At 35.6% G+C, this 26,177-nt stretch carries 21 protein-coding genes and 1 pseudogene; 19 read left to right on the forward strand and 3 right to left on the reverse strand.

The features are described 5' to 3' along the window. From D2K62_RS06020 to D2K62_RS06050, 7 genes and pseudogenes are all read left to right on the forward strand, one after another. The gene (locus D2K62_RS06020) at positions 1–600 is read left to right on the forward strand and encodes an anthranilate synthase component II (RefSeq protein WP_117148853.1); all 600 of its coding nucleotides are present in this window, start codon (positions 1–3) and stop codon (positions 598–600) included. After that, on the forward strand, positions 584–1,606 hold the full coding sequence (gene trpD / locus D2K62_RS06025) for an anthranilate phosphoribosyltransferase (RefSeq protein WP_117161098.1): 1,023 nt from the start codon (positions 584–586) through the stop codon (positions 1,604–1,606). Before D2K62_RS06020 ends, trpD begins: the two co-directional genes overlap by 17 nt. Before the next feature lie 4 nt (positions 1,607–1,610). After that, positions 1,611–2,384 carry an indole-3-glycerol phosphate synthase TrpC gene (trpC, locus tag D2K62_RS06030; RefSeq protein WP_117161099.1) on the forward strand — a complete coding sequence of 258 codons (774 nt, stop codon included), beginning with the start codon at positions 1,611–1,613 and terminating at the stop codon, positions 2,382–2,384. 15 nt (positions 2,385–2,399) lie between these two features. Next, positions 2,400–3,008: a phosphoribosylanthranilate isomerase gene (locus D2K62_RS06035; protein WP_117161100.1), complete on the forward strand. Its 609-nt coding sequence runs from the start codon at positions 2,400–2,402 to the stop codon at positions 3,006–3,008. A 5-nt stretch (positions 3,009–3,013) separates the two neighbouring features. Further along, on the forward strand, positions 3,014–4,219 hold the full coding sequence (gene trpB / locus D2K62_RS06040) for a tryptophan synthase subunit beta (RefSeq protein WP_112182775.1): 1,206 nt from the start codon (positions 3,014–3,016) through the stop codon (positions 4,217–4,219). Next, entirely contained in the window at positions 4,212–4,988 is a 777-nt protein-coding gene (trpA, locus tag D2K62_RS06045; RefSeq protein ID WP_112182288.1) for a tryptophan synthase subunit alpha, read from the forward strand. The genes trpB and trpA overlap by 8 nt, the downstream gene beginning before the upstream one ends. A 325-nt stretch (positions 4,989–5,313) precedes the next feature. Then, positions 5,314–7,073: pseudogene (locus D2K62_RS06050) on the forward strand (solute:sodium symporter family transporter). A gap of 52 nt (positions 7,074–7,125) precedes the next feature. Here the strand turns inward: D2K62_RS06050 and D2K62_RS06055 are convergent. Continuing rightward, on the reverse strand, positions 7,126–8,493 hold the full coding sequence (locus D2K62_RS06055) for an FAD-dependent oxidoreductase (RefSeq protein ID WP_112182286.1): 1,368 nt from the start codon (positions 8,491–8,493) through the stop codon (positions 7,126–7,128). 179 nt (positions 8,494–8,672) lie between these two features. Then, on the reverse strand, positions 8,673–10,295 hold the full coding sequence (locus tag D2K62_RS06060) for an ABC-F family ATP-binding cassette domain-containing protein (protein ID WP_112182285.1): 1,623 nt from the start codon (positions 10,293–10,295) through the stop codon (positions 8,673–8,675). 289 nt (positions 10,296–10,584) lie between these two features. Between D2K62_RS06060 and D2K62_RS06065 the strand changes: the two genes are divergently transcribed. From D2K62_RS06065 to D2K62_RS06080, 4 genes are all read left to right on the forward strand, one after another. Then, positions 10,585–11,880, forward strand: coding sequence for a helix-turn-helix domain-containing protein (locus D2K62_RS06065; protein ID WP_112182284.1), 1,296 nt, complete (start codon positions 10,585–10,587; stop codon positions 11,878–11,880). Positions 11,881–12,028: 148 nt separating this feature from the next. Then, complete coding sequence (locus tag D2K62_RS06070) at positions 12,029–13,294, forward strand: MFS transporter (protein ID WP_112182283.1); 1,266 nt, start codon at positions 12,029–12,031, stop codon at positions 13,292–13,294. Positions 13,295–13,337: 43 nt separating this feature from the next. Beyond that, a complete protein-coding gene (locus D2K62_RS06075; protein WP_112182282.1) occupies positions 13,338–14,603 on the forward strand; it encodes an MFS transporter in 1,266 nt (421 codons plus the stop codon). 96 nt (positions 14,604–14,699) lie between these two features. Beyond that, on the forward strand, positions 14,700–15,299 hold the full coding sequence (locus D2K62_RS06080; protein ID WP_112182281.1) for a nitroreductase family protein: 600 nt from the start codon (positions 14,700–14,702) through the stop codon (positions 15,297–15,299). A gap of 193 nt (positions 15,300–15,492) precedes the next feature. Here D2K62_RS06080 and D2K62_RS06085 read toward each other — a convergent pair whose 3' ends face one another. Further along, positions 15,493–16,290: a TIGR00266 family protein gene (locus tag D2K62_RS06085; protein WP_112182280.1), complete on the reverse strand. Its 798-nt coding sequence runs from the start codon at positions 16,288–16,290 to the stop codon at positions 15,493–15,495. A 174-nt stretch (positions 16,291–16,464) separates the two neighbouring features. Between D2K62_RS06085 and D2K62_RS06090 the strand changes: the two genes are divergently transcribed. The 8 genes from D2K62_RS06090 to D2K62_RS06125 all read left to right on the forward strand — a co-directional run bounded on the left by D2K62_RS06090 (position 16,465) and on the right by D2K62_RS06125 (position 26,176). Next, positions 16,465–18,639 (forward strand): DNA topoisomerase III, encoded by a 2,175-nt coding sequence (locus D2K62_RS06090; RefSeq protein WP_112182279.1) that lies wholly within the window; start codon positions 16,465–16,467, stop codon positions 18,637–18,639. A gap of 156 nt (positions 18,640–18,795) precedes the next feature. Further along, complete coding sequence (gene nikA, locus D2K62_RS06095; protein ID WP_117161101.1) at positions 18,796–20,328, forward strand: nickel ABC transporter substrate-binding protein; 1,533 nt, start codon at positions 18,796–18,798, stop codon at positions 20,326–20,328. Further along, on the forward strand, positions 20,328–21,272 hold the full coding sequence (gene nikB, locus D2K62_RS06100) for a nickel ABC transporter permease (protein WP_112182277.1): 945 nt from the start codon (positions 20,328–20,330) through the stop codon (positions 21,270–21,272). The genes nikA and nikB overlap by 1 nt, the downstream gene beginning before the upstream one ends. Then, a complete protein-coding gene (gene nikC / locus D2K62_RS06105; RefSeq protein WP_112182276.1) occupies positions 21,272–22,111 on the forward strand; it encodes a nickel transporter permease in 840 nt (279 codons plus the stop codon). Before nikB ends, nikC begins: the two co-directional genes overlap by 1 nt. A 3-nt stretch (positions 22,112–22,114) precedes the next feature. Further along, entirely contained in the window at positions 22,115–22,903 is a 789-nt protein-coding gene (locus D2K62_RS06110; protein WP_112182275.1) for an ATP-binding cassette domain-containing protein, read from the forward strand. Between the two features lie 3 nt (positions 22,904–22,906). Further along, the gene (locus D2K62_RS06115) at positions 22,907–23,671 is read left to right on the forward strand and encodes an ABC transporter ATP-binding protein (protein ID WP_112182274.1); all 765 of its coding nucleotides are present in this window, start codon (positions 22,907–22,909) and stop codon (positions 23,669–23,671) included. A gap of 48 nt (positions 23,672–23,719) precedes the next feature. Continuing rightward, complete coding sequence (locus D2K62_RS06120) at positions 23,720–25,063, forward strand: MATE family efflux transporter (RefSeq protein WP_112182273.1); 1,344 nt, start codon at positions 23,720–23,722, stop codon at positions 25,061–25,063. A gap of 105 nt (positions 25,064–25,168) precedes the next feature. Continuing rightward, a complete protein-coding gene (locus tag D2K62_RS06125; protein ID WP_112182774.1) occupies positions 25,169–26,176 on the forward strand; it encodes a permease in 1,008 nt (335 codons plus the stop codon). Position 26,177: the final 1 nt, after the last annotated feature.

Consider the following 26,177-nt stretch of genomic DNA (forward strand, 5'->3'; position numbering starts at 1 on the left):
ATGATCCTTTTGATTGATAACTATGACTCTTTTACCTATAACCTATTTCAATATATTTCTGAATTAGATAAAGAGGTGCAGGTCGTTCGTAATGATAAAATCACGATTGAAGAAATTAAAAAGATGAAGCCTGAAGCAATCATTCTTTCACCAGGACCTGGCACACCAGAAGAAGCAGGGATTTGTATCGATGTCGTGAAACAATTAGATAGAACTTTTCCTATTTTAGGTATCTGCCTAGGGCATCAAGCGATTGGTGTTGCTTATGGCGCGACTGTCTCTCATGCCACACATATTAAACACGGTAAGACATCAATGATCAAGCATACGGAAGATGAGGTATTTCAAGATTTGGAAGAACCGTTAGAGGTAATGCGTTATCACTCCCTAGTTGTCAAACAGGATACAGTACCAGCCACACTTGAAATTACTGCTACATCCATTGATGATGATGAGATTATGGGGTTGAAACACAATTATCTACCAGTTTACGGCTTGCAATTTCATCCAGAATCAATTGGAACAAATACAGGAAAACAAATGCTAGCGAATTTTTTTGAAACAATAAAAAAGGAGCGATCATATGAGACAATATCTTGAAAAAGTTATGAATCGTGCGGATTTAACTTTGCTAGAAATGGAAGAAGCGGCACGAATTATGTTTAAGGAAGAAACATCAGATATCGAGATTAGTGCATTTTTGACAGCTTTAAAAGTTAAAGGTGAAACATCAGATGAAATTGCTGGAATAGTCAATGTAATTCGAGAGAAATCGCTAACTGTTTCACAAGTAATGCCAGGAGTGATAGACAATTGTGGTACTGGTGGTGATGGGTCGCAAAGTTTTAATATTAGTACAACAGCAGCGTTTGTGATTGCTGGAGCTGGTATAACTGTTGCAAAGCACGGGAATCGCAGTGTCTCGAGTAAAACAGGAAGTGCGGATGTATTGGAACAATTAGGGGTATCGCTTGATATGACACCTGAACATATGAAAATATTATTAAAAGACAATGGGATAGCCTTTTTATTTGCACCACATGTCCATCCAGCTATGAAGCGAATGATGAAAGTACGCAAAACATTAGGTGTTCCAACTGTTTTCAACTTAATTGGACCTTTAACAAACCCAATAGAATTAACAACGCAACTCTTAGGGATTTACCGTCGTGATATGTTAGAACAAATGGCAAATGTTTTGCATCAACTAGGTCGAAAACGTGCACTTATTCTAAATGGTGCGGGTCATATGGATGAAGCTTCACTTGCTGGGGAGAATCATTTGGTTCTATTAGAGCGTGGTGAAATCATGCAGTTTACACTTCATGCGGAAGAGGTAGGATTACCTGTTTACCAGAACGAGGAGCTTAAGGGCGGTGACGCGAAAGAAAATGCACAAATCCTACGTGATGTACTAGAAGGAAAACCTGGTGCCGCTCGTGATACCGTTATATTTAATGCAGGTTTAGGGATATTCGCTGACGGAAAAGCAAGTACAGTACAAGAGGGTGTAGATTTGGCCCGAGAAAGTATAGATTCTGGTGCAGCCTTAGCAAAACTAGAAAATTTGATCAACTACAGTAATCAGATAAAACAAGAGGTGTGAAAAGATGACAATTCTAGATACTATATTAGAAGAAAAGGCAAAAGAAGTAGCTTTATTAAAAGAAAACTATCAAAAAAAAGACAGACAACGGAAGCTACCGATTAAATCATTGTTTGATATATTTATGGAAGCAGACTATATGAATATTATTGCGGAAATCAAACGCTCATCTCCATCAAAAGGAAGTATAAATCCAGACGTAAATCCTCCAGAGCAAGGAAAACAGTATGAAAAATATGGAGCAAGTGTTATTTCTGTTCTAACAGATTATCCTTTCTTTAAAGGAACGATGGATGACCTTGCTGCTGTTCGTGAAGCGGTAGAGATTCCAATTTTAAATAAAGATTTTATTATTGATGAGATCCAATTGGAGCGCGCAAAAGATTATGGTGCTAATGTCATTTTGTTGATCGCTGCTGCGTTACCAAAGAACCGCTTATTGGAATTATATAAATATGCAAAACAATTAGATCTAGAGGTACTGTTTGAAGTTCATAATGAAGAAGAACTAATGGTCGCACAAGAAATTGGGGCCGATATTATCGGGATTAACAACCGCAATCTAAAAACGTTTGAGGTTGATCTAGCAATAACCGAAAGATTGACCACATTAATTGATACAAGTAAAACAGTAGTAATCAGTGAAAGTGGAATCAAAACAACAACAGATGTTGAACGAGTTAAAAAAGCAGGGGTACGTGGAATTCTAGTCGGCGAGACGATGATGCGCTCTGGACAATTAGACAAAACGTTTAGCGATTTACGGATTAAGTTGTGAAATGGGGTCTAGATGATGTTAGCTAAAATATGTGGCATTACGACAATAGAAGCAGGACTGCAGGCTGCAGAAGCAGGTGCAGACTTTATTGGATTTGTTTTTGCTAAAAGTAAACGGCAAGTAACAAAGCAACAAGCACGACTAATCGCTGAAAAGTTGCCAGACAATGTGAAAAAAGTTGGTGTTTTTGTTAATGAAGAGCTCGCAACAATTCAAGATATTGCTAAAACAGTCGGATTAGACTATGTACAATTACATGGAGATGAATCAGCTGCTTTCTGTAAGGAAGTAAATTATCCGGTAATAAAAGCATTTCAAATTCGTGATCAAGCAGATGTTGAACAACTTGTTGGTTATCAATGTGCTTACTTTTTATTAGATAGTCCTGCCGGTAAATATCGCGGTGGGAATGGGGAAACGTTTAATTGGTCGTTAGTAAAAGACATACCAGCTATCGAGGGAAAAGTATTATTAGCTGGTGGCCTACATGCAGGTAATGTCGCAGAAGCTATTGAAGAGGTTAATCCTACAGGAATTGATGTTTCAAGTGGGGTTGAAACAAACGGAGCAAAAGATAACGAAAAAATAAAAGCCTTTATACATGAGGTGAAAAGGGATAGGTGAGTAATGTGGCAGAATATAATCAACCAAATGAAACAGGACATTATGGTTCTTTTGGAGGGAGATTTGTACCAGAAACATTAATGCCAGCTGTAATTGAGTTAGAGAATGCCTATAAAGAGGCAATGAAGGATCCCAACTTTTTAGAAGAAATTAATTATTATTTCGAACAGTATATTGGAAGAGAAACACCATTATATTATGCAGAACGACTTACTAAAAAATTAGGTGGACCAAAAGTTTATTTAAAGCGTGAGGATTTAAACCATACTGGAGCCCATAAGATTAATAATGCTATTGGACAGGCATTACTTACTGTTCGAATGGGAAAGAAAAAGGTTGTAGCAGAAACAGGTGCTGGACAGCATGGTGTTGCAACAGCAACTGTTTGTGCACTACTCGGTTTAGAATGTGTTGTTTTTATGGGGAAAGAAGATATTCGTAGACAAAAGTTAAATGTGTTTCGAATGGAGCTACTGGGTGCTCGTGTTGAAAGTGTTGATCAAGGAAGTGGAACATTAAAGGATGCTGTAAATGAGGCATTACGTTATTGGGTAAGTAATGTAGAAGATACGCATTATATTATTGGTTCTGTTGTTGGACCGCACCCTTTCCCGCAAATTGTTCGAGATTTCCAACGTGTAATTGGTGATGAAACAAGACGCCAAATTCAAAAAGCAGAAGGGAAACTTCCAGATGCAATTGTAGCTTGTATTGGTGGTGGTAGTAATGCAATGGGTATGTTCTATCCATTTGTTGATGATCAAGATGTTAAGCTATACGGTGTTGAAGCTGGAGGAGCTGGCTTAGAAACAGGCAAGCATGCTGCAACATTAACGGATGGTCAAGCAGGAATTTTACATGGTACTATGACATACTTATTACAAGATACGAATGGTCAAATTCAAGAGGCGCATTCTATCTCTGCTGGTTTAGACTATCCTGGCGTAGGACCAGAGCATAGCCATTTTAAAGAAATTGGTCGTGTAACATATGAGTCTATTACAGATGATGAGGCACTTGAAGGCTTACAATTACTTTCACGAACTGAGGGGATTATTCCGGCATTAGAAAGTGCACATGCTATTGCTTATACAATGAAATTAGCAAAAGAAATGCAAGCAGAAGAAACAATCGTTATTTGTTTATCAGGTCGTGGTGACAAGGATGTTGAAACGATTAGAGAATCACTTGGAGGTGAGGCTAATGCCTAAGCAAAAAATTGATCAAGCCTTTGCACGTGTTTTAAAGAATGGTGATAAAGCATTTGTTCCTTATATCATGGCGGGTGATGGCGGATTAGATAAATTGGGTGAACAGCTAGCTTTTCTTGAAGAGTGTGGTGCAACAGTGGTGGAACTAGGTATCGCCTTTTCAGATCCAGTTGCAGATGGTCCTACCATTCAAGAAGCGGGAATTCGTGCATTAGAAAATGGTGTTAGTCTTGGGGCTGTCTTGAATAAACTTGCTGAAACAAAGCAAACACGAAGTATTCCTATTGTCTTGATGACGTATATTAATCCAATTTATGCTTATGGGATTGCGAATTTTGCGAAAGCATGTGAGCAAGCAGGTGTAGACGGTTTAATCATACCAGATTTACCGTTAGAAGAAGAAACAATTGTTGTCTCAGAGCTTGCATCAAGTAATATTGCATTAATTCGGTTAGCTGCATTAACAAGTCCGAAAGAGCGAATAGAGGAAATTGTTAAACGTACAGAAGGATTCTTATATGCTGTCACCGTTACTGGTACAACTGGCGCGCGAACGGAATTTAAAGAAAACCTTGCAGCACATTTAACTTCGTTACAAGAAATGAGTAAGGTACCAGTATTGGCGGGATTTGGTGTATCAACTCCAGAACACGTGAAAGAATTGACCAAAAGTTGTGATGGTGTTGTAGTTGGTAGCCGAATTGTAGATTTATTACACAAAGGTGATCACGAAACGATTCGAACATTAATTCAATCAGCTCGTGCTTAAATAGAAGATGTTACTCTTGTGAGTAGCATCTTTTTTTAATAATAACGCAACTTTTACACAAAAAGAATAAGTACTAAGCATTGACTTTTAAGTATAGTATATCTGTATTTTTTTTGACAACCTATGTGTAAGGATTAGCTAAAGCGGGTATTGGAATGTTATTATTTTTAAAACATATACTACCTATAATAAACTGTTTATTCAGAAAACTGTTGTTTAATTTATAAAGAAGCGGGTATATAAAATTCATACAAAAAATTCAAGAATATGGGGATGATTAACAATGGAAAGCGTTCTTTTTATCTTACTGTCTTGTACATTTTTTATGGCTTTAGTAGCATTCGTTTCTTATCGATTAACAAGAGGTAGGACGAGTAGTGTAAATGAATACTTTTTAGCAGGACGAGGATTAACAGGTGTGTTCATTGCAGGATCTTTGTTATTAACTAATTTATCAGCAGAACAATTGATAGGTCTTAATGGACAATCTTTTACAGGCAACATGTCTGGTATGGCCTGGGAAGTAACGGCAGGAATCGCAGCAATCATTATGGCGATTTTTTTGTTACCGAAATTTCTTGGAATTGGCATATCAACTATACCAGAATTTTTAAATACACGTTACGATGAAGATGTTCGGCGAATGACAGTACTACTTTTTCTGTTAGGTTATATGTGTGTGACTATCCCATCTATGCTTTACTCAGGTGGTCTAGCGGTTCTAAGGTTGTTTGATGTCCCAAGTTTACTTAACCTTTCTTATACACAATCTTTATGGCTTGTGATATGGATTGTAGGAATTATTGGCGCAATATACGCTATATTTGGTGGACTTCGAGCGGTAGCTGTTTCAGATACAATTAACGGTATAGGGTTAGTATTCATTGGTTTCTTAGTACCTATACTTGGTTTTATTACCCTGGGAAACGGGGACATACTAACGGGAATGAAAGAAGTAGCGACAACTAATCCAGAGAAATTAAATGCAATTGGTGATTCGAATGATTCAGTGCCATTTTTATCTATTTTTACTGGGATTATCTTTGCTAACCTCTTTTATTGGGCACTAAATCAATACGTCATTCAACGTATATTAGGTGCGAGCAACTTAAAAGAAGGGCAGAAGGGTGTATTGTTTACCGGTTATTTAAAGTTATTAGTGCCGATATTTATGATGATACCTGGTGTTATTGCGTTTCATTTATATGGAGATAGTATTTCAAACGGTGACTTAAGCTATCCAACATTAATTAGTGAACTATTACCAGTTTGGCTAATGGGATTTTTCTTGGCAGTATGGGTGCTGTATTAAGTTCATTTAACTCATTATTAAATAGTGTGGCCACATTATTTGTTTTAGATTTTTATAAACCAAAATTTGATCCAAATGCCAGTGATGAGAAATTAATTAAGGTTAGTAAAATTTTCGGTATTTTTATTGCCCTTGTATCATTTTTTGTGGCACCATTTTTAATGTATGCACCAGATGGTCTATGGAATTTAATTCGTCAATTTACAGGATTCTTTAATATTCCAATATTAGTAATTATGATCATGGGAATTATCTCAAAAAAAATCCCAGCAATTGCAGCAAAAATTGTGATCATATTCCACATATTTGCGTATTATTTTCTTGTTTGGGGAACGAAACAGATATTGAATTTTGAATCAGGTGTGAATTATATTCATGTATACGGAATACTGTTAGTGATTGAAGTCGCGTTTATGTTAGTAATGCGAAAAGTAAAACCACTAAATAAGCCAAATCAATATCAGAGCATAGGATACACAACTGAAAAGTTAGTGCCATGGAGACACGCCATTCCTGTTTCCATATTGCTTATCATGTCAATTATAGAAGTGTATGTAATATTTTCACCAATAGGCCTAGCATATGAAGGTGGTATCATATCTGAATTGTTTTGGCCGATATCTATACTAAACCTTGCTATTACAGTCATATTGTACTGGATTTCTCTCAGGTTTTGGAATAAGAAGTATGAATATATACTGAATCGTGGACAGGCGGTTATTGATCAGAATCGAAAAATTGTTTCAAAATCAAACAATAGAAATATCCAGTAATTTATAATACAATGCAAAAAACACGCTCCCCTATTATAGGAGAGCGTGTTTTTTAAGCTTCTACTAGCGCTTCTTTATTCTTTTTTGTTTCCTGTGCCATTGCTTCTAAGGCTACTTGATTTAAGAAGTTTATCGGCTTATTATAATGTGGTTGGAAGAAAAAGTCTGTTAAAGCTAGTTGTTCTATCGTCATATCATTTGCGATCGCAATACTTATTGTATTGATTGCTTGAGTAAAGTCAGCATCTGATATAACTTGTGCACCGACAACACGGTGTGTTTCTAATTCATAAACCAGTTGTAACTTAATAACATCATTATCTGGCATGAAATCTGGGCGATACGTATCTTCAATATATGCACTACCAACAGCTAAACCAGATGCTTCACCCGCAGAAACGGTTAAACCAGTTGAAGCAATGTTGTGATTGTAAATCTTTAAGCCAGATGTTCCCTGTGTTCCTGGATGTGCTAAAGTTGGTTGAACTAAGTTGTGTGCAACTAGCGTCCCCATACGAACTGCATTAGTAGCTAAAGGAATATATGCAGGCTCTTTTGTTGGGTTATATTGAACTGCACAACAATCTCCTGCAGCATAGACATCTTTCACACTTGTTTGCATATACGCATCAACAATAATAGCTCCATTACCCAGTGTGTTGAGTTGATCTTTTACTAATCCTGTATTTGGTCGGAAACCAATACACATAACAACCAGATCAGCTTCATATTCACCTTTATCTGTAATAACCTTCTCAACTGTTTCTTTACCTTCAAATGCAGAAACGGTTTGACCTAATGCTAAATTAACGCCTTTTTCTTTAAATGAATTTTCTACAGGTGTAGTGAACTTTTCATCTAAATAACGATTTAAAATTCGATCTTCACTATCAATTAATGTGACTTCTTTCTCATTTTCTTCAAAAGCTTCAACAAGTTCAACACCGATATAACCTGCACCTACAACGACAACTTTTTTAACGGATTCAGAACGTCGAATAATCTCTTTTGCATGGTCATAATTTTTACATAGGACAACATTGTTTAAATCCCCACCAGGTATTGGTGGTGTTATTGGCCATGAACCTGTTGTGACAATAATTTTATCAAAAGTATGGTTAGTAGTTTTACCTGTTTTTAGATCTTTTGCTTCTATTTTCTTTCCGTTAATATCGCAATTGATTACCTCATGTTGCATGTGCATTTTCACACCGTTTTTTTCAAATTGATCAACGGATGCATAGAATAATCCAGCTGCATCATTTACAACACCTCCAACATACAAGGCAATACCACAAGATAGAAAGGAAACATTATCATTTTTTTCGAAAACTTCAATTTCTGCTTCTGGATATAGATTTAAAATATTTGTTATAGCTGCTGTTCCTGCATGTGTACAACCGATAACTGCTATTTTCATTTTTATCATCCTCCATTAGGTTCATTATTTCACATTAAGTTAAAAACTATGCAATGAAATGTTTGTAAACTTATTGTACAACTATGTGTAATAAATCACAATAGGTAAGTTCAACAGTTCACAAAAGGTTCACAAATAAAAAATCCCACTTTATTTAAAGTGGGATTTTAACCTTGTTATTATGCGTACATTTCACTAATTTGTTTTTGTAATTTTTTATCTAATACATACTCATCATAGCTCATTTCCTTATCAACAATGCCAGTAGGTGTAATCTCAATTAAGCGATTTGCAATACTGTTAACAAATTGTTGGTCATGAGACGTGAACAATAATGAACCTTTAAATTTGATTAAGCCGTTGTTTAAAGAAGTAATCGACTCTAAATCTAAGTGGTTTGTTGGTTCATCTAAGATAAGCACATTAGCATGTGAAAGCATCATTTTAGATAACATACAACGTACTTTCTCTCCACCAGATAAAACATTTGCTCTTTTCAATGCTTCTTCTCCAGAGAATAACATTCTTCCAAGGAAACCACGTAAGAATGTCTCCGTTTGATCTTCTGGCGGTGCATATTGACGTAACCAGTCAACAAGTGGCATGTCATTACCTTCAAAGAATTCACTATTATCTTTAGGGAAATATGATTGAGAAGTTGTGACGCCCCAAGTATAAGTTCCTTCATCAGGCTCTACTTCTCCCATAATTATTTGGAAAAGGACGGTCTTCGCTAACTCATCTCTTCCAACAAATGCAACTTTATCATCACGATTTAACGTAAAACTCACATTATCTAGTACCTTTTTACCGTCAATCGTTTTTGAGAGACCTTCCACGCGTAGAAAATCATTTCCCATCTCACGATCAGGTGTGAACATCACATAAGGATACTTTCTAGATGATGGTTTAATATCTTCTAATGAAATATTATCAAGCATCTTCTTACGAGAAGTAGCCTGTTTAGATTTAGAAGCATTTGCACTAAAACGCGCAACAAAGTTTTGTAATTCTTTTATTTTTTCTTCTTTTTTCTTATTATTATCTTGAGACATTTGTAAAGCTAATTGACTTGATTCATACCAAAAGTCATAGTTTCCGATATAAAGTTGAATTTTCCCAAAATCAACATCAGCAATATGTGTACATACTTTGTTTAAGAAGTGACGGTCATGGGAAACAACAATAACGGTATTCTCAAAGTTGATCAAGAATTCTTCTAACCAATGAATTGCAGTAATATCCAAGTGGTTGGTAGGCTCATCTAATAACAAAATGTCAGGTGAACCGAATAGTGCTTGTGCTAACAACACTTTTACTTTGTCAGAACCACTAAGTTCCTCCATTTTCTTATCATGAAGTTTTTCACTAACACCTAAACCTTTTAATAAGACTGCAGCATCAGATTCTGCTTCCCACCCATTTAATTCCGCGAATTCACCTTCTAATTCAGCAGCGCGCATGCCATCTTCTTCAGTAAAGTCAGCTTTTGCATAAACGGCGTCTTTCTCTTGCATTACTTCATATAAACGCGTATGTCCCATGACAACTGTTTGCAAAACTTCTTGTGATTCATAAGCGAAGTGATCTTGTTGTAAGACAGCTAAACGTTCATCTTTGCCAAGGGATACGTGCCCACTTTGTGCCTCTACTTCACCAGAAAGAACTTTTAGAAAAGTTGACTTTCCAGCTCCATTTGCTCCAATTAACCCATAACAATTGCCAGGTGTGAACTTGATATTAACATCTTCAAATAACTTTTTATCTCCAAAACGTAAACTAACATTCGTGGCTTGTAACATATATTTATTATTCCTCCAGAAAAAACATAATCAAAGCTAAGCTTAAGCGATTTAAGCCTGTAAGTCAACTCCGTGGCAATAATATGTAATAACCTAATTATTAATAGAAGAAATTCAACTTTTTAAACTTGAAAATTTTGCATCGACAGGCTGAACGGACTAAAATGACAGATAGAATAAAAATTTAAATGATATTGAAACGAAACGCTAGTGTAATACGTTATAATAAAGTAATGCATGTTTCATCTATAGAAATAATTAATGAAAGTGTGATGGGGGATTTTGTATAATGGCAACCGGCATAGGGAAAAAAATAAAGTACTACCGTATTAAAGCAAAAATGACACAGGAAGAATTAGCTAATGGCATTGTTTCTGTTTCTTATTTATCAAAAATTGAGCATAATACAGCCGCGCCAAATATAGAGGCAATAAAACTGATATGTGATAAATTACAAATCAAACCAGTATGTACAGATGATGAACAAATACTAATTGTTTGTAATAGATGGTTTACAGAATTATTATATGGAAACCTTGCGACTGCTCATAAAACCTATCAGCAAATAAGTGAAGAATTTGAAAAGGTAATTGACTCTGATTTGTATTGCTTAGTCGAGTTACACACGCTACAGTTTTACCTTTTAACTAACCAAATTGAAAATGCAAAAATACAGTATGAAAAATTAGCGAGGTATGAGCACTCACTTAGTGAATTAGAATTTTATTATTGGAATAAATTTTCTGGCTGTTTCCACATAGAAAATTCCGCTTACAGTTTAGGTTTAGAAAAATTCCAAAATGCTGAAAAATTAATTAAGTCAGAAATACATAATTATCAATATGAATTACATGATTTGTATTATAGAATAGCAAAAGTAACAACGGATTTGTATTTCACTTACCATGCTATGACATATGCTAATAAAGCATTAAAATATTATCGGAATAACTATTTACTAAAAAATTGTGCTAAGTGCCATATATTAACCGGGATAGGTTATCAACGAATGAGAGAGATAGAAAAATCAAAGAAAAGTTTTCAATTGGCGATCACAATAGCAGATGAACAAGATGAACAGGGTTTGCTAGCGGAATGTCAGCATTATTTAGGCGTATTGTACAAGAGAAAACTACAGCCAGTACAAGCATTGCATTGTTTTAATCAAAGTTATCAGCTTGTAAAAAATACATTAAGTCAAGAAGAATTAGTAGCCACTATCAATTTAATGAAAGAATATGTTGATCAAAATGATCTTGATCAAGCGATCATTTGGTATGAGAGAGCGGTTAATATGGCTAAGAAAATGAAGACAAACAAGTCTGTTCTAGTTTATGAAATTAAAGTTTATAAGTATTTAATTTATGGTTTTACACCGTCATTTGAAACGTTAATGCAAAAAGAAGTATTACCCTTCTTGAAGGAGCGGGAGTTATATATAGAATATGGTTTATACCTCAAAAAAATGGGTGAATATTACTACAAAGAGCGCAAATATAAAGTAGCAGCTGATTATTTTGAAGAAGCTTTTCAATCTGTTGATCAAATTAGAAGAAAAGACAGTAATTCTCTTTTACTACAGTAAAAGGGGATTTTTTTTGACCTTTAGTAAATCTATAAACGCTTTCATTGCAAATAAAATAGTGATAAGATATATCTTATTTCCTCTTCGTTCTTTTCTTCCACGCTTGAATCTGCTCATGAACTACTATAAATAATGGAGGATTAGCCGGATGACTTTTAAAAAAATAGGTAGTAATTTTTATTATGGCTGGATGATCGTTTTTATCGCAGGTTTAGGAATCTTTTTTTCTGGACCTGGTCAAACTTATTCCAATTCAGCTTTTATAGATCAATATATTAATGATTTTGGCTGGAGTAGATCCCAAGTATCGGGTGTGTATTCTGCTGCAACCTTATGTGCAGGTCTAATTATGATGTTTGTCGGTCGATTTATTGATCGATTTGGCCAACGCATTATGATGGTAACGGTTGGAACGCTTTTTGCGTTAGCTTGTTTTTTTAACAGCATGGTTTCAAGTATTTGGATGCTTGCGATTGGCTTTTTTCTGATTCGTCTTCTAGGGCAGGGAAGTATGTCACTCATACCGAATACGCTTGTTGCACAATGGTTTATAAAAAAACGAGGCTTTGCTTTTAGTATTATGACATTGGGTGGTTTTGCAAGTGCAACGCTTTTTCCAATTATCAACACATGGTTAATTCAAACATTTGACTGGCAGTTTGCTTGGCGCTTTTGGGGAGTTGCATTACTAGTTATTTTCGTACCAATCGCTTTGTTTGGAGTGCGTAATAAACCAGAAGATATAGGACTTGTTCCAGATGGGTTAGCATCCAAGAAGAAACAGCCTATATTAGGTGCAATAATTCCTACTATTGCTGAAGAGGATTGGACACTAAAAGAAGCTCGTAAAACGAGGACATTTTGGCTTATTTTAGTCTGTGTAGGTATTCCAGCGATGATTAATACAGGAATCACCTTTCATCTTTTCTCGATTTTTGCTACGAACGATTTGTCACCAGAAATTGCTGCAACTGTACTTAGTTTAATGGCCATCGTAGGTATTCCTATGTCACTTGTATCTGGTTTTATTACAGAAAGAATACAGACGAATTATTTATTAGTATGTATATTTATTATAGAAATTTTATTATTGTTATTATTATTAGTAATGACAAATGTAGCCGTGGCAATACTTTTTGGGGCGTTATGGGGTATTGCGAATGGTTTTGAACGAATCGGTTTAAATGTTATTTGGCCAAATTATTTTGGTCGCAAATATATTGGAAGTATTAATGGTATAGGTGTAACAATGGGGGTATTGGGATCAGCATTTGGTCCACTTCCATTTGGTACTGGGTATGATATCTTTCACAGCTATACGCCTGTATTATTTATGGCAATACTTTTTCCGGTAATTGGTTTTTTCTGTGCTCTAAACGCAAAAAAACCATCTAAACAAGAGCAGGCATCTTAATGTATCAATTATAAAAAAGAAATAAGGGGGAGAAAAAGTAGTAATGAAATTAGTAAAACAGTTTTATTATGGCTGGATGATCGTTTTTATCGCAGGGTTAGGAATCTTTTTTTCCGGACCTGGTCAAACGTATTCCAACTCAGCTTTTATAGATCAATATATCAATGATTTTGGCTGGAGTAGATCCCAAGTATCGGGTGTATATTCTGCTGCAACCTTATGTGCAGGTCTAATTATGATGTTTGTCGGTCGATTTATTGATCGATTTGGCCAACGCATTATGATGGTAACGGTTGGAACACTTTTTGCGTTAGCATGCTTCTTTAATAGTATAATTTCGAGTATTTGGATGCTTGCGATTGGCTTTTTTCTGATTCGCCTTCTAGGACAGGGGAGTATGACCTTAATACCAAATACACTTGTCGCACAGTGGTTCATTAAAAAGCGGGGATTTGCTTTTAGTATCATGACGCTTGGTAGTTTTATAAGTGCTGCATTATTTCCTATTATAAATACATGGTTAATACAAACGTGGGATTGGCAATTTGCTTGGCGTTTTTGGGGTGTTGCACTATTAGTAATCTTTCTACCATTCGCATTATTTGGTGTTCGCAACAAACCAGAGGATATTGGTTTAGTTCCAGATGGTAAGATTGATGCTAAGAAAAAGGAACCCATTTTGGGAGCTGCAGCAGCAGATCCTGCACAAGAAGATTGGACATTGCAGGAAGCAGCCAAAACAAAAACATTTTGGTTACTAATCACTTGTATTGGAATTCCTGCAATGGTTAATACAGGGATAACATTTCATATCTTCTCTATATTTGATAGCCAAGGCTTATCACTTGAGGTGGCAGCTACTGTACTTAGTTTAATGGCGGTTGTAGGTATTCCAATGTCATTGGTAACTGGTTATTTGACTGATAGACTTCCGACCAATTATTTGCTTATAGCAATATTTTTAATTGAGATCATTTTATTGCTATTGTTATTAGTTACTACAAATGTGGTGATTGCAATCTTATTTGGTGTAATGTGGGGAATAGCAAATGGTCTTGAACGAATTAGTTTGAAAATTATTTGGCCTAATTACTTTGGTCGTAAATACATAGGAAGTATTAATGGCGTAGGAACAACAATGATTGTACTAGGATCTGCTTTTGGTCCGTTACCATTTGGTTATGGATTTGATTTATTTCAAAGCTACACTCCGATTCTGTTAGTGACACTTATATTCCCTGCTTTAGGTGTTGTCTTTGCATTTTTGGCAAAAAAACCATCTAAATCTGAATTAAAGCAGTCTTATTAATTCTTAAGAAGACTTTACGTTTAACTGTATGATTATTCTTTTTTTGTAGAGGATAAGATTGTAAAAATACAAACGTGAAATTTGGAGGGTTGTAAGATGTCAAAAGATTTTTATACAGCTATAAAAGACAGACGTTCATTTTATCAAATCAGTAATGAATCTGTAGTATCTGAAGATCGAATAGAAGAAGTGGTAAACTATGCTGTGAAGTATTCTCCATATGCATTTAATTCGCAAAGTGGTCGTGTTGTCGTCTTATTTGGTGACCATCATCAAGCGCTATGGGATATGACAAAAGAAACATTGCGTAAAATAGTGCCAGCCGATAATTTTTCTTCAACAGAAGACAAAATCGCAAGCTTCGCAAGTGGTTATGGAACGGTTCTTTTCTTTGAAGATCAAAGCGTTGTAGAAGGTTTACAAAAAGACATGGAATTATATGCAGATAAATTCCCAGTTTGGTCTGACCAAGCATCTGGTATTTTGCAGTTTGTTGTGTGGACTTCATTAGAAATAGAGGGATTAGGGGCATCGTTACAACATTATAATCCACTAATTGATGATGAGGTAAAAGAAAAATGGAAGATACCAACCAACTGGGAACTAAAAGCGCAAATGCCCTTTGGTAAACCCGTTGCGGATGCTGGCGAAAAAGACTTTCAACCTTTAGAAGAACGGGTTAAATTCTTTAAATAAGTAAAAAAGCGAAATTCTCTATAAGAGAAGATTCGCTTTTTTGCTTTTTCTAAGACTAAGTTATGCGCTAATCCGGCGGAAGAGAGCGTTAATTCAGCGGACGAAGCGCTAATTCATTCGACGGAAGAGAGCATTAATTCGGCGGACGGAGCAACTAATCCGACGGAAGAGAGCATTAATTCAGCGGACAAAATTATCTTCTGTCGCCACCAAAAATATCAAACAATCCGCTGGCAATGCTTCCTTCTCCCTTAGATCCTCCATTTTCAGGGGCTGCAGAGAAGACACGACTTGCTAATCTACTGAATGGCAGGGATTGAATCCAGATAGTACCTGGGCCACGTAAAGTAGCAAAAAAGAGTCCTTCTCCACCAAAGAGGGCTGTTTTAATACCGCCAACAAAAGCGATGTTATAATCCACCTCACCTGTCATTGCTACAAGGCAACCTGTATCTACGCGAAGGGTTTCTCCAGGTTTAAGTTCACGCTTATACATTGTTCCACCAGCATGAACAAATGCCATGCCATCACCTTCGAGCTTTTGCATAATAAAGCCCTCTCCACCAAAAAAGCCAGTGCCTAGTTTACGTTGGAACTCTATCCCAACGGAGACCCCTTTAGCTGCTGCTAAGAACGCATCCTTTTGACAGATTAACTTACCATTCATCTCACTTAAATCCATTGGTATGATCTTTCCTGGATAAGGAGCTGCAAATGATACCCGTCTTTTTTCAGCACCCTCATTTGTGAAAGCAGTCATAAACAAACTTTCTCCACTGATCACACGTTTCCCTGCACCAAGTAATTTACCAACCAATCCGCTGGGACCATCAGAAGAACCATCACCAAAAATAGTCTCCATCTCAATTTTTTCTTCCATCATCATTAAACTGCCAGCTTCAGCAATTACTGATTCGTTTGGATCAAGTTCAACCTCAACAAATTGCATATCATCGCCATAAAGCTTGTAATCAATTTCATGGTTATTCATTTTCATCGTCCCCTTTCAAGTTATATCTATCATACGATTTAAACTAGTGAAAAGTATCATTTTTACAAAAAAATATAATAAGTAAAGGAATGACCTATTAAGATAGTTAATTCCTTTTTTGTCTATTGCTTGTTATGATAAAGTATAAGTAGTAACTAGGAAGGGTTGAAATGAATGAGTAAAACAGTTGTATTAGCAGAAAAACCTTCAGTTGGTCGTGACATTGCACGTGTATTAAATTGTACCAAAAAAGCAAATGGCTATTTTGAAGGTTCGAAATATATTGTAACTTGGGCTCTAGGTCATTTAGTAACCTTGGCAGACCCTGAAACATATGATGAGAAATTTAAAACGTGGAAGTTAGAAGATTTACCAATGCTGCCCGCTGATTTAAAGTTAGTAGTTATGAAGAAAACCGGTAAGCAGTTCCAAACAGTGAAAGCACAAATGCAACGAAAAGATGTGTCAGATATTGTGATCGCAACGGATGCAGGACGTGAAGGTGAACTTGTAGCTGGTTGGATTATAGAGAAAGCACGTGTTAACAAACCAGTAAAACGCCTGTGGATTTCTTCTGTCACAGATAAAGCAATTCGAGATGGCTTTACTAACTTAAAGCCTGGCAAGAATTATCAGAACCTATTTCAGTCAGCTGTTGCACGTTCGGAAGCGGATTGGTATGTCGGTTTAAATGCAACCCGAGCTCTAACAACAAAATTTAATGCGCAATTATCAAGTGGACGTGTCCAAACGCCAACGCTAGCGATGATTGCTAAACGTGAAGAAGAGATTAAAAAGTTTCAACCGAAAGATTTCTACGGACTTGAGGCTAAAACGAAGCAAGGCTTTACATTAACATGGCGTAATGAAAAAAATGATACACGCATTTTTGATAAAGAAAAGGCAGAAAAACTAGCGACAAACCTAAAAGCCAAGCAAGCAACAATTACAGAAATAGATAAAAAAGAGAAAAAAAGCTTTGCGCCACCTTTATATGATTTGGGAAGCTTACAGCAGGAAGCAAATAAGGCATTTGGTTTTTCTGGTAAACAGACATTATCAATCATGCAAAAACTCTATGAGCAGCATAAAGTATTGACATACCCACGAACAGATTCACGCTTTATATCAGCAGATATTGTACCTACGTTAAAAGACCGTGTCGATGCTTGTGGCGTAGATCAGTATGCGAAAGTAGCAGCAACTATTTTAAAGCAGGGTATCAATCCGAATAAATCTTTTGTTGATGATAAAAAAGTTTCTGATCACCATGCGATTATTCCAACTGAACAAGGGGTAATATTGGCAGATTTAGATGATAAAGAGCGAAAAATTTATGATCTTGTAGTGAAACGTTTCTTAGCTGTGTTATCAAAACCATATGTATATGAACAGACAACCGTTGAGGTTACATTTGGGGGAGAACGCTTTTCCGCTAAAGGAAAGAAAGTAAAAGATAATGGTTGGAAAGAAATTTATCAAAATCGTTTCCATGATGACCGTGAAACAGCGGATGAACAGACGCTACCTAATCTTACAAAAGGTGATGTCTTACAGGATGTTACCGTTCGTATGACAAACGGAAAAACACAACCTCCAGCACGTTTTACTGAAGGTACTTTATTAGAGGCAATGGAGAATCCAGTAAAGTATATGGATCAACAAAATAAACAATTGGTACAAACGATGCATCAAACAGGTGGACTAGGAACAGTAGCAACGCGAGCAGACATCATTGAAAAGCTTTTCCATACAAATTATATTGAAAGTAAGGGAAAGTCCTTATTTACAACGTCAAAAGGACGTCAATTACTTGATATTGTACCAGCAGATTTACAATCTCCAATCTTAACGGCTGAATGGGAGCAGAAGTTAACTAAGATTGCTAATGGGGATTTGAAAAAAGAAGCGTTCATTAAAGAAATGAAAACCTATGCGACAATAGTTGTACGAGAAATTAAAAATAGTAAAGAAAATTACAAGCATGATAATATTACTGGAACCAAATGTCCGACTTGCGGTAAGTTAATGTTAGAGATAAATGGCAAGAATGGCAGAATGCTTGTTTGTCAGGATCGATCTTGTGGTGAGAAAAAGAATATTGCCCGGAAAACTAACGCACGTTGTCCAAACTGTCATAAGAAATTGGAAATGCGTGGTGAAGGTGAAAGACAAACATTTACATGTAGCTGTGGTCATCGTGAAAAGCTATCTGCATTTCAAAAGCGTAAAGAACAAAACAGCCAGAAGAAAGCATCTAAACAAGATGTAAAAAAATACGTAAAACAAGAAAAAGAGGAATTCACAAACCCAGCGCTAGCAGAAGCGTTAGCGAAATGGAAAAAATAATTTCTTGTGTCGGTTTGAAAGAGTCAAGTAAGACATTCCAATTTAAGGAGTGTTACTTGACTCTTTTTATTTTAAATATGAATTGACAACCTTTACCTCTATAATATATAATCTTAATCGTAATGGTTACGATTTAATTAATGAGGGGGATTTATTTTGAATAAACATACTTATGTTATTTATTTAATATTAATATCGCTAATTATTTTTTTGACAGCCTGTTCAACTTCGTCTTCAGAGGAAACGGATGACGAAACAAAGGAAATTCACTTTTTATATAATTTCTCAACAAGCTCATTAGATCCACATGTGGATTCAAGTTATGTACCTTTGCGAGCTGGTTTAACGGAAACCTTAATGCGATTAGATGAAGAGAATTTGTCGGTAGAGCCATGGTTGGCAGAGGATTGGAATAGTGAAGATGGACAAAATTGGACAATAGAGTTAAGAGACAACATTACATTTCATAATGGGAATGTAATGGACGCAGAAGCTGTAAAAGCTTCGTTAGAACGTATGTTGAAGGAAAGTGTTGCAATGCAAAATGCCTTACATATTGAATCGATAGAAGCAGATGGGTTAACTTTGAAAGTTAAAACAGATCAGCCTTTCCCAGAATTTATATCTGAACTAGTGAATCCAAATACATCGATCATAGACGTAACGGAAACAGATTTTGTTACTAAACCTGTTGGAACTGGTCCATTTAAATTAACTTCATTTACACCAGGAAGTGGTTTGGAATTAGAGAGATTTGATGGATATTGGGACGGACCATCGAATTTAGATAAAGTGAAATTCTCGTTTAATGAAGATGCCAATGCACGGTCGCTTGCTTTAGAAGCAGGAGAAGCTGATATTGTATTTCGTCCTGAGGTTGAGAGTGTAGAATCTTTACAGGAGCTTGAAGGTATTGTTGTGGAAGCGACAGATACGTTTCGTGTACATCAGATGACGATGAATATGGAAAAAGAAAGTTTACAAGACGTAAATGTAAGAAAAGCTGTGGATGCATTAATTAATCGAGAAGAAATTGTCGATTCTATATTACTTGGTTATGGAAAGGTGGCAGTAGGACCTTTTCTTCCCTCACTCGCATTTGCACCGGAATATGAAGAAAGGCTAAGTGGTTCAGAAGTGGCCACGGAGTATCTTGAAAAGGCAGGATATGTTTTAGAAGATGGTCTGATGCAAAAAGATGGAAAACAACTAAGTTTTACTTTATTAACATATAGTGCACGGGCTGATTTACCATTAATTGCACAAGTGTTTCAATCAGATGCGCGTCAAATTGGTATAGAAATTGATATACAGCAAATTGATAATCCTGAAGAATATATGGCGACCAACCGTGATTGGGATCTAGCGACATATAGTAATTTAACTGCACCGCGTGGAGATGCTGGTTATTATTTGAATACTACCTATCATCCAACTGGAGCATTAAACTTTAGTGGAACAGAAGAACCCGAATTAACAGCTATCATAGATGAATTGAATCGAACGGTTGATACGGACGTTAGAGCAGAATTAGCTGAACGTGCAGCGATGTATGTTGACGAGGAAATGATTAATGCTTTTATTTTGCATCCAGCAACACTTGTCGCATATAACGGAGATAAAGTAGAAAACTGGGTTACTACTAGAAGTGAATATTATATGATTACAAACAAATTGGATGTGAAGTAATGTTTCGAATTATAAGTAGACGATTAATAGAGGTTCTTATTTTTGTCCTTATTATTACCTTTATTAGTTTCCTATTTATTCGATTAGCACCAGGAGACCCAATAATGACAATATTAAATGCGGATGAGCTAGCTGTTACACAGAATCAAATAGAATCATTGCGAGAAGAGATGGGTTTTAATGAACCTCTTCTCATTCAATACGTGACCTGGTTATGGAGATTTATTCAATTTGATCTTGGTGATTCTTTTGTTACTGGTCAACCTGTGATGGAACTTATTCTAGGGGCAGTTCCTGCAACGTTAGAATTAACGATAGGATCTACCATTGTTATGCTTTTGATAGCTATTCCGTTAGGATCACTAGCTGCAATATATCGAAACAGTTGGATTGATCAGTTTAGTAGAGCTCTATCTGTGGTCGGGGCTGCAATCCCGAGTTTTTGGTTAGGTCTTCTTTTAATTGATCTATTAGCTGTTGAAATGGGCTTTTTTCCTACAATGGGTCGTGATGGATTTTTATCCTTACTTCTACCATCTATAACTTTAGGGCTGGCAATCTCAAGTGTGTATGTACGTTTACTACGCTCCAGTTTACTGGAGTCATTAAACCAAGATTTTATTAAGGCTGCACGAGCAAGAGGATTATCTTCATTTCGAATTTTCTTTTTTCATGCTTTTCGTTCCGCGCTTCCTCCTGTAATAACTGTTTTTGGCGTAAGTATTGGTAGCTTAATAGGCGGGGTTGTTGTGGTTGAAGTGCTCTTTGCATATCCTGGAATTGGTAAGTTAGTAGTTGATTCAATAAAACAGCGAGATTACCCAATTATTCAAGGTTATATATTGATTATGGCGATCATTGTCTTCTCAGTTAACACATTAGTGGATTTATCGTATTATCTGTTAAATCCAGAAGCTAGACTAAGAGAAAAGGAGACAAATTGATGGCATTTTTAACTGATCATACACCTGTGAAGAAGAAAAATACTAGTAAAATATATGCTGTTATATTCGCTGTTCTGCTATTAGTAGTAGTTCTTTATACGTTCCTATATCTTCAATATGATCCTAATCTTACAGATGTTTCAAATAGATTACTAGGTACGAGCCTAGAACACCCACTAGGGACAGATCATTTAGGACGAGATGTACTTACTAGAATAATACTTGGTGGTAAGTTTACGGTTGGTTACAGTGTTTTGGCGCTTATTGTAGCGCTTATAATTGGTGTTCCATTTGGTGTTTTTGCAGGTTTTAAGGGAGGATTAATTGATCGTATTTTTATGCGTGTTGCAGATGGATTCCTAGCATTTCCTGACACTGTAGTTGCGATTGTTTTGAGTGGATTACTTGGAGCAGGAATAGGGAACTTATTGTTTGCGATTGTATTGGTTAAATGGGTTAATTATGCACGATTAGTTCGAAGTACAGTAATGACGGAACGTAAAAGAGAGTATGTAGATATAGCTAGAATAAATGGAATGAAGCCTTGGCAAATAATGATTAAACATATTTTACCGCACGTAATTGGAAACGTCTTAGTGCTAGCAAGTCTTGATTTAGGGAAAATAATTTTATTAATATCATCTTTATCTTACATAGGACTTGGTGCACAACCGCCATCACCAGAATGGGGAGCGATGTTAAACGATTCTAGACCATATTTTCAATCAAGACCAGAGTTAATGATTTATCCTGGTCTAGCAATCGTTAGTGTAGTTTTAGTATCAAATCTTTGTGGGGATTATCTAAGAGATCGTTTTGATGTGAAAAAGGAGGCTTAGTAGATGTCTTTATTAGCTATTGAACAATTATCTGTTTATAAAAACAATGAAACGATTATTGATAATATTTCTTTTGAAATTAAAAAAGGAGAGTGGTTTGCCCTTGTGGGACAGAGCGGAAGTGGGAAAAGTGTTACAGCTTCTGCGATTGGTCGACTAGCTGCACCTAACTTCAAGTTAAGTGGAAAGATACTTTTTGAAAATCATGATATTTTGACAATGTCTAAAAAAGGAATGCAAAAAATTAGGGGAAAGGAAATCTCCTATATTTTTCAGGATTATCAGGGATCATTTACCCCCTTTATAACGATAGGTAAACATTTCGAAGAATCTTTTAAGAGACATACTAACTTTTCAAAGAAGAAGAGAAGAGACGAAACAATAAAAGCACTTCATTCTGTTGAACTAGATGAAGCGCTCTATGTACGTTACCCTTTTCAACTTAGTGGGGGACAGTTACAACGGGTTTCGATTGCATTAGCACTTCTTCTAAAACCCAAACTTCTAATAGCAGATGAAGCCACAACAGCATTGGATAGTGTTACATGCTATAAAATTTTAGGATTACTAACCAAATTACAGAAAGAAACAAAATGCACCATTTTATTTATAACGCATGATTGGCGTCACGTAAGAAATTATGCTGATCATATCGCTGTGATGAAAGACGGGGAAATTACAGAAATCGGTAAAAAACAAAAGATTATTTCTAACCCACAGCATAGTTATACAAAAAAACTAATTGCTGCGGCGCCTAAGTTGAATAATCATAGTTTTGAAGAGGTGAAGTAAGTAATGGCATTACTACAAGCGCAATCTATTTTTAAGTCATATGGTAAAGATAATGTTATTCTAAACGATGTAAATGTAGAAATTGAAAAGGGGAAGTGCTTTGGTTTAGTTGGGGAGAGTGGATCAGGTAAAAGTACATTAGCCAGATGTTTATTAGGGATTGAACGAATTGATAGTGGAAGTATTGTTCTTAATGGGGTAGAATTACAAGGCTTAGACGAACGGAAGTTTAGGAAACAGCGCATTCATATGCAAGCCGTTTTTCAGAATCCTACAGCTTCACTTAATCCTAAGTTAAAAATAAAGGAATCAATGATTGATCCATATACGCAATTCTCAGAGCAACTTAATTTAACTTATTTTAAATATGTAAATAAAGAACAATATATAAAACAATTGCTTGAAGCGGTTGAATTATCTGCTAGCTTAGCTAACCGTTATCCACATGAACTTAGTGGCGGTCAAAAGCAAAGAGTAACAATAGCACGTGCTTTGAGTATAGAACCGGATCTTCTAATCCTCGATGAACCAACTGCAAGTCTTGATGTGATTTCGCAAGGAGCTATATTAAAGTTACTTACTAGTTTACGTAAACAAATAGGAATGGCCTATTTGTTTATCTCTCATGACTTAGCTGCTGTATCTGAAATGAGTCAAGATATAATGGTAATGAAAGAAGGTTCTGTTGTTGATAGTTTTTTGGAAAAGGATTTATTCTCAAAAACTAGAAATAGCTATACGAAGGAATTAATAGAATTATTTGTATGATCTAGTGTGAACAACAGAATCGTATAAAAGGAGAATCAACATCTGTGAATGAATCACCCATCAAATGTGTTACCAGTTGTATCGCATAAAAGTTATCTGCAATTAGCTCTTCCCTTAGTGCTTGCAACAATTACAACACCGCTGTTAGGGGCAGTTGACACAGCAGTAGTTGGACAACTACCCGATCCTATTTATATAGGAGGTGTCGCTGTAGGAAGTGTGATTTTCAATACACTCTATTGGAGTTTAGGATTCCTACGTGTAAGTACATCAGGTTTTACAGCACAAGCTCATGGAGCGAATGATCCTGATAATTTAGCGATGTCTTTTATACGCCCTGCAATAATTGCAGCTGTAATTGGTTGTCTATTTATCTTGTTTCAAGTTCAAATTAAAGACTTTGCCCTATTTATCATGCAACCGACGAATGAATTAAAAGAGCAAATTTTAATTTATTATAATATTCGGATTTGGGGTGCGCCATTTGCCTTAATGAATTATGTCATATTAGGGTGGTTAATGGGTTCTTCAAAAGTCCGATTAACACTGTTTTTACAAGTTGGAATGAATCTAACAAATATTGTACTAAACATTATATTTGTTACTGTTTTTAGTTTTGCTGTCACAGGTGTAGCAACAGCAACGCTGCTAGTTGAGATTGTATTCATGGTAATTGGTCTATTTTTTTTAGTTAAATTAAATATGATTAAGTTTTCTTTGCATAAATACAGAAAAATTTTTGACAAAAATAGTATAGTGAAATTAGTGAGAGTTAATCGAGATTTAATGATAAGATCGATATGCTTACTAGTTGTCTTTACGTTATTCACTTCTATAGGTACACAAATGGGCGAAGCTGTTTTAGCTGCTAACGCTATACTTTTTCAAGTCCATTATCTGATGTCTTATTGTTTAGATGGCTTTGCGAATGCGAGTAGTATATTGACAGGTCGCTCTGTTGGTTCTGATAATAAGCGTATGTATAAGCGAACCTTAAATCTTTCTGCGATTTGGGGTGGGGTGGTTGCAATTTGTTTAGCTAGTATCCTTTATCTTACTTCAGATATTATGTTTTCTCTTTTTACTTCTATAGAAGAGGTAAAAGTACTTATCTCAAACTATCAAGGTTGGCTTTTGTTATTCCCAATCGTTAGTTTCTGGGGATTGCTGTTAAATGGTGTTTTTTCTGGAGCTACGGAAGTCGTCCCAATACGAAATTCATTGATTATAGCAATGATACTATTTTTAATCATGATACATTTTTTGATTTCTCTATACGGTAATCATGGCTTGTGGTTTGGATTTATTTTATTTTCGTTTGTGCGATCAATTATATTAAATGCATATTTACCGGGACTATCCAAGACGCTATTTAAAAGTGGAAAAGTTTAAAAAATTTTTAGTTAGTTTGTTCTATTTAATTTGCTTATGTAATAGTATATGGTAGAGATAGTATAAAAAGATTACTATAAAAAACATGGAGTATGGAGGGTGAAAATCATTCGGGGATTTCGTTCCTTTCTAATAGATTTTTCGTTGGTTATTTTGGTTGGTTTAGCTGTTTATGTACTGTCTTTTGGTGATTCCTTTTCATCTATTATCCAGTTACCCAATTCTGTTTTTCATATGAATACAATTTTTTTAAGCATCTTAATTGAAGCACTCCCTTTTGTCTTAATAGGTGTTTTAATTGCTGGTATTATCCAAATATTTGTAACAGAAGATCATATAAAACGCTGGATACCAAAGAACCCCATTTTAGCAATTATTATGAGTTGTTTCGTAGGGGCTCTTTTTCCTGCTTGTGAATGTGGAATTGTTCCAATAGTTCGTAGATTACTAGCAAAGGGAGTTCCCATACATGCTGGTATAGGGTTTCTACTAACTGGTCCACTTATTAATCCACTGGTTATTCTTTCTACGTATATGGCATTTGGAAATGATTTTAAAATTGCGGCATCTAGGATGATATTAGGTTTCTTGATTGCGGTACTTATTTCTATTATTATTAGTGTAATGTTTAAGTCTAATCAATTAAAACATACAATTGAAGTACAACAAACACATACAATTAGCCATAATCATGGTTCACAATCAATTTTCAGTAAACTAGGTCATACTGTAACACATGCGGTTGATGAGTTCTTTGATATGGGGAAATATTTGATTGTAGGTGCATTATTAGCAGCATTTGTTCAAACGTATGTCTCTTCTGAAGCTTTACTTGAACTTGGAAGTGGACAAGTTTCTTCAACTGCTGTCATGATGGGATTAGCGTACCTTTTATCACTCTGTTCAGAAGCAGATGCGTTTATTGCGGCTTCATTCAGTAATGTATTTCCAACAACTGCAATATTAGGATTTCTTATTTATGGGCCAATGACAGATTTAAAGAATACGATGATGATGCTTAGTGTTTTCAAAACGAGATTTGTAATTTTATTTGTCTTAATTGTAACTATTGTCGTGTTTAGTGTGTTAACGTTACTAGACGGCTTCTATTAGG

The organism is Paraliobacillus sp. X-1268 (assembly GCF_003426095.1).
GTDB classification, from domain to species: domain Bacteria; phylum Bacillota; class Bacilli; order Bacillales; family Amphibacillaceae; genus Paraliobacillus_A; species Paraliobacillus_A zengyii.

Coding starts and splice junctions, on each gene's coding strand:
- D2K62_RS06020 (WP_117148853.1), top strand. CDS start 1: ATGATCCTTTTGATTGATAACTATGACTCTTTTACCTATAACCTATTT.
- trpD (WP_117161098.1), top strand. CDS start 584: ATGAGACAATATCTTGAAAAAGTTATGAATCGTGCGGATTTAACTTTG.
- trpC (WP_117161099.1), top strand. CDS start 1,611: ATGACAATTCTAGATACTATATTAGAAGAAAAGGCAAAAGAAGTAGCT.
- D2K62_RS06035 (WP_117161100.1), top strand. CDS start 2,400: ATGTTAGCTAAAATATGTGGCATTACGACAATAGAAGCAGGACTGCAG.
- trpA (WP_112182288.1), top strand. CDS start 4,212: ATGCCTAAGCAAAAAATTGATCAAGCCTTTGCACGTGTTTTAAAGAAT.
- D2K62_RS06055 (WP_112182286.1), bottom strand. CDS start 8,493: ATGAAAATAGCAGTTATCGGTTGTACACATGCAGGAACAGCAGCTATA.
- D2K62_RS06060 (WP_112182285.1), bottom strand. CDS start 10,295: ATGTTACAAGCCACGAATGTTAGTTTACGTTTTGGAGATAAAAAGTTA.
- D2K62_RS06065 (WP_112182284.1), top strand. CDS start 10,585: ATGGCAACCGGCATAGGGAAAAAAATAAAGTACTACCGTATTAAAGCA.
- D2K62_RS06070 (WP_112182283.1), top strand. CDS start 12,029: ATGACTTTTAAAAAAATAGGTAGTAATTTTTATTATGGCTGGATGATC.
- D2K62_RS06075 (WP_112182282.1), top strand. CDS start 13,338: ATGAAATTAGTAAAACAGTTTTATTATGGCTGGATGATCGTTTTTATC.
- D2K62_RS06080 (WP_112182281.1), top strand. CDS start 14,700: ATGTCAAAAGATTTTTATACAGCTATAAAAGACAGACGTTCATTTTAT.
- D2K62_RS06085 (WP_112182280.1), bottom strand. CDS start 16,290: ATGAATAACCATGAAATTGATTACAAGCTTTATGGCGATGATATGCAA.
- D2K62_RS06090 (WP_112182279.1), top strand. CDS start 16,465: ATGAGTAAAACAGTTGTATTAGCAGAAAAACCTTCAGTTGGTCGTGAC.
- nikB (WP_112182277.1), top strand. CDS start 20,328: ATGTTTCGAATTATAAGTAGACGATTAATAGAGGTTCTTATTTTTGTC.
- nikC (WP_112182276.1), top strand. CDS start 21,272: ATGGCATTTTTAACTGATCATACACCTGTGAAGAAGAAAAATACTAGT.
- D2K62_RS06110 (WP_112182275.1), top strand. CDS start 22,115: ATGTCTTTATTAGCTATTGAACAATTATCTGTTTATAAAAACAATGAA.
- D2K62_RS06115 (WP_112182274.1), top strand. CDS start 22,907: ATGGCATTACTACAAGCGCAATCTATTTTTAAGTCATATGGTAAAGAT.
- D2K62_RS06120 (WP_112182273.1), top strand. CDS start 23,720: ATGAATCACCCATCAAATGTGTTACCAGTTGTATCGCATAAAAGTTAT.